Annotated in this window: 2 tRNA genes and 3 rRNA genes; all 5 read right to left on the bottom strand. The window is 53.6% G+C overall.

The window, feature by feature from the left end:
* Window positions 1–67: 67 nt before the first annotated feature.
* Window positions 68–184: ribosomal RNA gene (gene rrf, locus ACXMDY_RS15095) — 5S ribosomal RNA — on the bottom strand.
* Between the two features lie 112 nt (window positions 185–296).
* Window positions 297–3184 (bottom strand): 23S ribosomal RNA (locus ACXMDY_RS15090).
* Window positions 3185–3755: 571 nt separating this feature from the next.
* A tRNA-Ala gene (locus ACXMDY_RS15085) sits at window positions 3756–3828 on the bottom strand.
* A 9-nt stretch (window positions 3829–3837) separates the two neighbouring features.
* Window positions 3838–3911, bottom strand: a tRNA-Ile gene (locus ACXMDY_RS15080).
* A 204-nt stretch (window positions 3912–4115) separates the two neighbouring features.
* A 16S ribosomal RNA gene (locus ACXMDY_RS15075) occupies window positions 4116–5601 on the bottom strand.
* The 16S, 23S and 5S rRNA genes sit together here with 2 tRNA genes alongside, the layout of an rRNA operon.
* Window positions 5602–6121: the final 520 nt, after the last annotated feature.

Genomic DNA, 6121 nt, shown 5'->3' with positions numbered 1-6121 from the left:
AGGGTGGCTTCTGTCTTGCCGTTCACTGAATCAACAGTGAATGGCTGGTCATGGATCAAGAGTTTTATCCTGGCATTGAGCTATTTTTGCAGGAAGCTTCCCTCCAACTATCGTCGCCGCTACTGCGTTTCACAACCGAGTTCGAGATGGATCGGAGTGGGGCCACAGTGCCATGAACACCAAGAAATAATCTCTTCTCCTCAGGTGAGCCCTGAGAACTGCATAGATAATGGATCAGCTTTTCACTGGTCTGTCTGAATACAAGCACACCATGCTTCATTGAGCAAAGCCAAGTGTTGGTCAAGCCCTCGGTCTATTAGTACTCCTCCGCTTCACGCATTGCTGCGCTTCCACGTAGAGCCTATCAACGGGTGTTCTTCCCGTGACCTTACTGGCTTCAGCCATGAGAACACTCATCTTGAGGTGGGCTTCCCACTTAGATGCTTTCAGCGGTTATCCTCTCCGCACATGGCTACCCAGCGTTTACCGTTGGCACGATAACTGGTACACCAGAGGTGCGTTCCTCCCGGTCCTCTCGTACTAGGGAGAACTCCTCTCAATGTTCTTACGCATGCACCGGATATGGACCGAACTGTCTCACGACGTTCTGAACCCAGCTCGCGTACCGCTTTAATGGGCGAACAGCCCAACCCTTGGGACCGACTTCAGCCCCAGGTTGCGATGAGCCGACATCGAGGTGCCAAACCTCCCCGTCGATGTGAACTCTTGGGGGAGATCAGCCTGTTATCCCTAGAGTAACTTTTATCCGTTGAGCGACGGCCCTTCCACTCAGAACCGTCGGATCACTAAAGCCGACTTTCGTCCCTGTTCGACTTGTTGGTCTCACAGTCAAGCTTGCTTCTGCTTTTACACTCGTCGGCTGATTTCCAACCAGCCTGAGCAAACCTTTGCGCGCCTCCGTTACCTTTTAGGAGGCGACCGCCCCAGTCAAACTGCCCACCTGATACTGTCCAGCCCCCGGATAACGGGTGGCTGTTAGAACCCTAGCTCGCAAAGAGTGGTATCTCACCGTTGGCTCACCATCACCCACAAGCAATGGATCAATGCCTCCCACCTATCCTGCGCATTGCGAGCCCGGGCACAATACCAAGCTACAGTAAAGCTTCATAGGGTCTTTCTGTCCGGGTGCACGTAGTCCGCATCTTCACAGACAATTCTATTTCGCCGAGCCTCTCTCCGAGACAGCGCCCAGATCGTTACGCCTTTCGTGCGGGTCGGAACTTACCCGACAAGGAATTTCGCTACCTTAGGACCGTTATAGTTACGGCCGCCGTTCACCGGGGCTTCAGTCGCCAGCTTCGCTTTCGCTGACCAGCTTCCTTAACCTTCCGGCACTGGGCAGGCGTCAGCCCCCATACATCGTCTTGCGACTTAGCGGAGACCTGTGTTTTTGGTAAACAGTCGCCTGGGCCTCTTCACTGCGACCACCTTGCGGTGGCACCCCTTCTCCCGAAGTTACGGGGCCATTTTGCCGAGTTCCTTAGAGAGAGTTATCTCGCGCCCCTCGGTATTCTCTACCACCCCACCTGTGTCGGTTTCGGGTACAGGCCGTCATGCCTTAACGGGTATAGGGCTTTTCTTGGAAGCTTGACATCACCCACTTCGCTGCCGTAGCAGCTCGTGCTCACGCCTCAGCTCAGAGCGTTTTCTCCGCTCCTCAACGCCTTGAACGCTTGAACCAGTAACCAACATCTGGCTGGGCTAGCCTTCTCCGTCCCCCTTCCCAAAACATGACAGGTACAGGAATGTTGACCTGTTGTCCATCGACTACGCCTTTCGGCCTCGCCTTAGGTCCTGACTAACCCTCCGCGGACGAGCCTGCCGGAGGAACCCTTAGGGTTTCGGGGCATGGGATTCTCACCCATGTTTTCGCTACTCAAGCCGACATTCTCACTTCCATGCAGTCCACGCCCGCTTACGCTAACGCTTCACCCCACATGGAACGCTCCCCTACCATTCGAATGTTCCTAAGAACAATTAAATCCGCAGCTTCGGTACAATGCTTAGCCCCGTTCATTTTCGGCGCAGGATCGCTCGACCAGTGAGCTATTACGCACTCCTTTGAGGATGGCTGCTTCTAGGCAAACCTCCTGGTTGTCTGGGCAATCCCACCTCCTTTATCACTCAGCATTGATTTGGGGACCTTAGCTGGCGGTCTGGGCTGTTTCCCTTTCGACCATGGAGCTTATCCCCCACAGTCTGACTGCCTAGTTTCACACAGGGTATTCAGAGTTCGTATCGATTTGGTACCGCTCTCGCAGCCCGCACCGAAACGGTGGCTTTACCCCCCTGCTATAGCACTAGACGCTACGCCTCAACGTATTTCGGGGAGAACCAGCTAGCTCCGGGTTCGATTGGCATTTCACCCCTAACCACAGCTCATCCGCTGATTTTTCAACATCAGTCGGTTCGGACCTCCACTTGGTATCACCCAAGCTTCATCCTGGCCATGGTTAGATCACCCGGGTTCGGGTCTATAAACACTGACGATCGCCCTATTCAGACTCGCTTTCGCTATGGCTCCACCATTACCGGTTTAACCTGCCAGTGCCTATAAGTCGCCGGCTCATTCTTCAACAGGCACACGGTCACCCGATCAGTCGGGCTCCCATTGCTTGTAAGCTCACGGTTTCATGTTCTATTTCACTCCCCTCCCGGGGTTCTTTTCACCTTTCCCTCGCGGTACTGTTGCGCTATCGGTCACACAGGAGTACTTAGCCTTACGAGGTGGTCCTCGCAGATTCATACGGAATTTCACGTGCTCCGTACTACTCGGGATACAGCTAGGCCAGTTTCGTTTTCGAGTACGGGGCTTTCACCCTCTCTGGCGCGCCATTCAAACGCTTCCTCTAACGTCCCTGGTCCACATTGCTGTCCCACAACCCCGATGGCCTAAGCCATCGGTTTAGGCTCTTCCCCGTTCGCTCGCCGCTACTCAGGGAGTCGTTTTTACTTTCCTTTCCTCCAGCTACTAAGATGTTTCAGTTCGCTGGGTTGGCTCGAGCCAGCCTATGGATTCAGCTGGCCGTTCTAGGGGTTGCCCCATTCGGAAATTCCCGGATCAAAGCGTGTTTCCAGCTCCCCGAGACTTATCGCAGGTAACTACGTCCTTCATCGCCTCTGTGTGCCAAGGTATCCACCGTGAGCCCTTTGTAGCTTGACCAATGTTTCTCTCCATGCCATTGCTGCGGTTGTACGCAGATTCTCTTGCTTTCCATCGGCCTATCCTGCTCTCCTGGCCTAAACCAGGCTGATTACAACCTCCCAACTTTCACCATCCAACCAGTGGATGACTCCAGCAGCAGATTTCATCGTGAGCTATCAAGCCCATCAAAAACAAAATCAAACCCGACTGCTTCGGCAGCAGCCAGGAAGCATGCAGAGCTCGGCTTTACTTCTAGAATCTCTCAATTCATTCTCATCACAAAATCCTCAAGACTGATACCTGCTTTCGCAGATACAGCCTATCAGTTAAAATGATTTCGTTTGAATTGAGCATCCATGAGATGCTTTATATTCAGACTTATCTATGCAGTTGTCAAGGTTCTGCTGTGCACTCTCAGCCTGGTTCCAGTAACCAGGCTGATCAGAGCCCAGCGTCTTTTCGTTCGTTCTGTTGATCTCCTGATCACACAAAACTTGAAAGGAAGCTGGGGTCCATTCGCAGCTGACGATCTAGTCTTAGTCCTGAGCAGTGTTTCCTGTCGCCTTCGCGTTCCGGCTGGTTTGGTCAGTGGAGGTTAGCGGACTCGAACCGCTGACATCCTGCTTGCAAAGCAGGCGCTCTACCAACTGAGCTAAACCCCCAAACACGAATGGGCCATCCTGGACTTGAACCAGGGACCTCACCCTTATCAGGGGTGCGCTCTAACCACCTGAGCTAATGGCCCAGGAAAACCCTTGTGAGGTAAGACCTAGACAAAGTTTAGGAACTGAAAAAATGAATCCAACACAGATCTTTATCCCCACCATCGCTGGTAAGTACTTCCTTCTTGCTGGTTCATCCCTTGAGGTACCGATCGACCTTCGAGATGACAGGACTCTGGCCTCACCACAAAATTGGGTCAGACATCAAAGTCAGTTTTGTCTCCCTGTTAGGAGGTGATCCAGCCGCACCTTCCGGTACGGCTACCTTGTTACGACTTCACCCCAGTCATCAGCCCCACCTTCGGCGTCCTCCTCCCTTACGGGTTGGAGTAACGACTTCGGGCATGGCCAACTTCCATGGTGTGACGGGCGGTGTGTACAAGGCCCGGGAACGTATTCACCGCAGTATGCTGACCTGCGATTACTAGCGATTCCTCCTTCACGTAGGCGAGTTGCAGCCTACGATCTGAACTGAGCCACGGTTTATGGGATTTGCTAGCTCTCGCGAGTTTGCTGCCCTTTGTCCGTAGCATTGTAGTACGTGTGTAGCCCAGGACGTAAGGGGCATGATGACTTGACGTCATCCACACCTTCCTCCGGTTTATCACCGGCGGTCTCTCTAGAGTGCCCAACTGAATGCTGGCAACTAAAGACGTGGGTTGCGCTCGTTGCGGGACTTAACCCAACATCTCACGACACGAGCTGACGACAGCCATGCACCACCTGTCACTGCGTTCCCGAAGGCACCCCCCGATCTCTCAGGGGTTCGCAGGATGTCAAGCCCTGGTAAGGTTCTTCGCGTTGCATCGAATTAAACCACATACTCCACCGCTTGTGCGGGCCCCCGTCAATTCCTTTGAGTTTCACACTTGCGTGCGTACTCCCCAGGCGGAACACTTAACGCGTTGGCTACGACACCGAGGGGGTCGATTCCCCCGACACCTAGTGTTCATCGTTTACGGCCAGGACTACAGGGGTATCTAATCCCTTTCGCTCCCCTGGCTTTCGTCCATGAGCGTCAGTTATGGCCCAGCAGAGCGCCTTCGCCACTGGTGTTCTTCCCGATATCTACGCATTTCACCGCTACACCGGGAATTCCCTCTGCCCCTACCACACTCTAGCCCAGTAGTTTCCATTGCCTGGATGGAGTTGAGCTCCACTTTTTAACAACAGACTTTCTGGGCCGCCTGCGGACGCTTTACGCCCAATAATTCCGGATAACGCTTGCCACTCCCGTATTACCGCGGCTGCTGGCACGGAATTAGCCGTGGCTTATTCCTCAAGTACCGTCATGTCTTCTTCCTTGAGAAAAGAGGTTTACAGCCCAGAGGCCTTCGTCCCTCACGCGGCGTTGCTCCGTCAGGCTTGCGCCCATTGCGGAAAATTCCCCACTGCTGCCTCCCGTAGGAGTCTGGGCCGTGTCTCAGTCCCAGTGTGGCTGATCATCCTCTCAGACCAGCTACTGATCGATGCCTTGGTGAGCCTTTACCACACCAACTAGCTAATCAGACGCGGGCTCATCCTCAGGCGAATTTCATTTCACCTCTCGGCATATGGGGTATTAGCAGCCGTTTCCAGCTGTTGTCCCCCTCCTGAGGGCAGATTCCCACGCGTTACTCACCCGTCCGCCACTAACCCGAAGGTCCGTTCGACTTGCATGTGTTAAGCACGCCGCCAGCGTTCATCCTGAGCCAGGATCAAACTCTCCGTTGTAGTCACTGATCCTTTAAACTTATTCGCTTTGCCTTAAACTCGCGCTCAATTCAAAACAAACTCGTCGCAATCAATGCCGCCTTCCAGACTAAATACTTGCCTCGCAGCAAGCTTGTCCTTCTTGGCCTCCTTCCGGTGGAAGGGTTCGAGAGTGCGTTCCTCATCTCTCTGCTCACCTCGCGGCTCACACAGACATGGCAACGACTTTCCAAATCACTCAGATCCGGTCGCAGTCTTGATGATCATGGAACTTTTCATTGAAGTCGTGACCCGTGACAGCCTCTCCTTCAACATTCCATCCATCAATCTGCTTTGTTCTTTTTGACGGGACCTCACACCTCTGCTGCTATCTCGTCATCCATTCGCTGCAAACAGACTTCCAGGTTGATCAACCAAGCTCGCGCCTGATTTCACAATCCTCTCGCCTCGCTCGCAACCAGGATGACGCAGCAAAAGCGTCAGTTCCTAAACTTTTCTTTTGTCCAGGTGCGCCATACTCACCCCCTCTCAGGGGCTTCTG

This window comes from Cyanobium sp. ULC082 (assembly GCF_977927535.1).
The sequence above is the reverse complement of the archived record's forward strand: the minus strand, read 5'-3'. Positions and strand labels throughout refer to the sequence as shown.